The sequence below is a fragment of the Zavarzinia sp. genome, assembly GCF_049306435.1.
Lineage (GTDB): Bacteria > Pseudomonadota > Alphaproteobacteria > Zavarziniales > Zavarziniaceae > Zavarzinia.
The window spans coordinates 1-3,708 of sequence record NZ_JBAQRT010000206.1 but is presented as its reverse complement, the minus strand read 5'-3'; the positions used below and the strand labels follow the sequence as shown (position 1 = coordinate 3,708).

General features: G+C 49.0%; 2 tRNA genes and 2 rRNA genes. All 4 read left to right on the top strand.

From position 1 onward, the window contains the following. Positions 1–986: ribosomal RNA gene (locus tag WAZ62_RS11585) — 16S ribosomal RNA — on the top strand; the annotation flags it as partial. 144 nt (positions 987–1,130) lie between these two features. Next, positions 1,131–1,207: transfer RNA gene (locus WAZ62_RS11580), tRNA-Ala, on the top strand. 98 nt (positions 1,208–1,305) lie between these two features. Then, a tRNA-Ile gene (locus WAZ62_RS11575) sits at positions 1,306–1,382 on the top strand. 204 nt (positions 1,383–1,586) lie between these two features. Further along, positions 1,587–3,708 (top strand): 23S ribosomal RNA (locus WAZ62_RS11570); the annotation flags it as partial.

Genomic DNA, 3,708 nt, shown 5'->3' with positions numbered 1-3,708 from the left:
TTATTGGGCGTAAAGGGTCCGCAGGGGGCCGGCTAAGTCTGATGTGAAATACCAAGGCTCAACCTTGGAACTGCATTGGAAACTGGTTGGCTAGAGCATCGGAGAGGAGATTGGAATTCCTGGTGTAGCGGTGGAATGCGTAGATATCAGGAGGAACACCAAAGGCGAAGGCAGATCTCTGGACGATTGCTGACCCTCAGGGACGAAAGTATGGGGATCAAACAGGATTAGATACCCTGGTAGTCCATACTGTAAACGTTGTGAACTTGACGTGGGAGGATTTAACCCCTTCCGTGTCGTAGCTAACGCGATAAGTTCACCGCCTGGGGACTACGGCCGCAAGGCTAAAACTCAAAGAAATTGACGGGGGCCCGCACAAGCGGTGGAGCATGTGGCTCAATTCGATGCAACGCGAAGAACCTTACCTGGATTTGACATATACTTGACAGCTGTGGAAACACAGTCTTTCGCAAGAACAGGTATACAGGTGCTGCATGGCTGTCGTCAGCTCGTGTCGTGAGATGTTCGGTTAAGTCCGGCAACGAGCGCAACCCATGTCGTTAGTTACTAACAGGTAATGCTGAGGACTCTAGCGAGACTGCCCGTTACTAAGCGGGAGGAAGGAGTGGATGACGTCAAGTCCGTATGGCCTTTATATCCAGGGCTGCACACGTGCTACAATGGTCGGTATAATGGGATGCGAAATCGCGAGGTGGAGCAAATCCTCAAAACCGGCCCCAGTTCAGATTGTAGTCTGCAACTCGACTACATGAAGTTGGAATCGCTAGTAAAGGCGTATCAGCTACGACGCCTTGAATACGTTCCCGGGCCTTGTACACACCGCCCGTCACATCATGGAAGCTAATTGCACCCGAAGTCGCTGACTCAACTTGCAAAAGAGAGAGGCGCCGAAGGTGTGGTTAGTGACTGGGATGAAGTCGTAACAAGGTAACCGTAGGGGAACCTGCGGTTGGATCACCTCCTTTCTAAGGAGTAATTCCAGACCTTAATAAGTTTGGAATACGGTTAAACTCCAGAGTAACATCTGGATGTGAGAATGGAAACATTTTCAACACGGACACATCGTACTATTCAGTTTTTTAAAGAGCAAAGTTCTTTGATTTTTTTAAGGGGCTATAGCTCAATTGGCTAGAGCGCTAGCTTTGCAAGCTAGATGTTAAGGGTTCAAGTCCCTTTAGCTCCACCAGTTGACTAAAGTCGCTGGTGGATCAATCGAGATAGCAAGACATTTGGGATTTTTGACCAGGACCGGCCCTCGGAGTCCCGCAGGGCGGGACAAACCTAGGGCGCATAGCTCAGTTGGTTAGAGCGCGTCTCTGATAAGGACGAGGTCATTGGTTCAACTCCAATTGCGCCCACCATTCATATGCTCGGAAGAGGATTGATATGGTGGAGGAACTTTGAAGAAGATTTTGATTTTTCAGGCGGAAACGTCTTGAAATATTCGGTGGTACGGAAAAGTCCGTTATCCGATGTTCATTGAAAACTAAATAAGAAGAATAGGGTAAATGAGTTCTAATAAGACTTATTTATGCAACTTTTGTTGAGATTAAAATTATTTTGGTGATTAAGCTACTAAGGGCACAAGATGGATGCCTTGGCACTGATTGGCGATGAAGGACGTGGTAAGCTGCGATAAGCTTCGGTGAGCTGCAAACAAGCGTTTAACCGGAGATTTCCGAATGGAGCAATCCGTTCCGAGTAATGTCGGATCATTACAGTCTGAATTCATAGGGCTGTAAGGCAATACCCAGGGAAGTGAAACATCTCAGTACCTGGAGGAAAATAAATCGTGAGAGATTCTGTTAGTAGTGGCGAGCGAAAACGGAAGAGCCTAAACCGTGGTGTTTACACTGCGGGGTTGCGGGACCTTAACATGGTACGTGCGGAAGTTAGAAGAATGATCTGGAAAGATCAGCCAGAGAGGGTGAAAGCCCCGTATTTGAAAACTGAAGCCGGCCTATAGGTATCCCAAGTAAGGCGGAGCACGTGAAACTCCGTCTGAATCAGGGGGGACCACCTCCCAAGGCTAAATACATATCAGTGACCGATAGTGAACTAGTACCGCGAGGGAAAGGTGAAAAAGTACCCCGGAAGGGGAGTTAAAAGTACCTGAAATCTTGTGTCTACAAAGTGTGGGAGTCCTCCTTGTGGGGACGACCGCGTGCCTTTTGCATAATGAGCCTGCGAGTTACTTCTATACAGCAAGGTTAAGCCATGTGCGTAGCCGAAGCGAAAGCGAGTATGATAAATGCGTCTAGTTGTATGGAGTATACCCGAAACCGAGTGATCTATCCATGGCCAGGCGGAACCTCCGGTAACACGGAGTGGATGGCCGAACCTATTGATGTTGAAAAATCACGGGATGAGTTGTGGATAGGAGCGAAAGACCAATCAAACTCGGTAATAGCTGGTTCTCTTCGAAATAGCTTGAGGGTTAGCCTCGTACAATATTTTCCAGGGGTAGAGCACTGACTGTCAGAGGGTCCTTACCGGGATACCAAAGACTATCAAACTCCGAATACTGGAAAACTTACTACGGGAGTCAGGCCGTGTGGGATAAGCTGCACGGCCAAGAGGGGAAAAGCCCAGACCATCAGCTAAGGTCCCCAATTTAGACTAAGTGGAGTCGTAAAGGATGTGGAGTTGCTATGACAGCCAGGATGTTGGCTTAGAGGCAGCCATCATTTAAAGAACGCGTAATAGCGCACTGGTCGAGTGATTCCGCGCCGAAGATTATCGGGACTAAGTCTAAAACCGAAGCTGTGGATTTTATCCGCAAGGATAGAGTGGTAGAAGAGCGTTGTATGCGGCTTGAAGCCATCCTGAAAAGGTTGGTGGACTGCATACAAGTGACCATGCAGGCATGAGTAGCGAAAAACCAGACGAGAATTCTGGTCACCGAAAACCTAAGGTTTCCTGGGGAAGGTTCGTCCGCCCAGGGTTAGTCGGGCCTAAGGCGAGGCCGAAAGGCGTAGCCGATGGACAACAGGTTAATATTCCTGTACCATCTTACTGGAGTGATGAAGGGGTGCAGTATGCTAGATCAGCTGTCTATATGACAGTCTAAGGCCGTAGGACGGCTGGCAGGAAAATCCGCCAGCCATTAAGTCTGAGAGCTGGGGACATGGAGTCTTCGGACAAAGTGGATTGATCGATGCTATGCTGACTAGAAAAGCTTCTAAACGTTAAAGGTAAGGTGTCCGTACCGCAAACCGACACAGGTAGGTAAGGCGAGAAGCCTAAGGTGCGCGAGAGTAACCACGTTAAGGAACTCGGCAAATTAGCCCCGTAACTTAGGGAGAAGGGGTGCCCTTGACCGTCAGAGGACTTGCTCCTCGAAGCGGACTAGGGTTACAACAAAGAGGCCCAGGCGACTGTTTAACAAAAACACAGCACTATGCAAACTCCGAAGAGGAAGTATATGGTGTGACACGTGACCAATGCCGAAAGGTCAAGCTGAGGGGTTAGCAGCAATGCGAAGCTCTGAAGCGAAGCCCCGGTGAATGTCGGCCGTAACTATAACGGTCCTAAGGTAGCGAAATTCCTTGTCGGGTAAATTCCGACCTGCACGAATCGTGTAACGATCTGGGCACTGTCTCAACGTGGATCTCGGCGAAGTTGTAATTCCGGTGAAAATGCCGGATACCCGCAGTAGGACGGAAAGACCCCGTGAACCTTTACTGT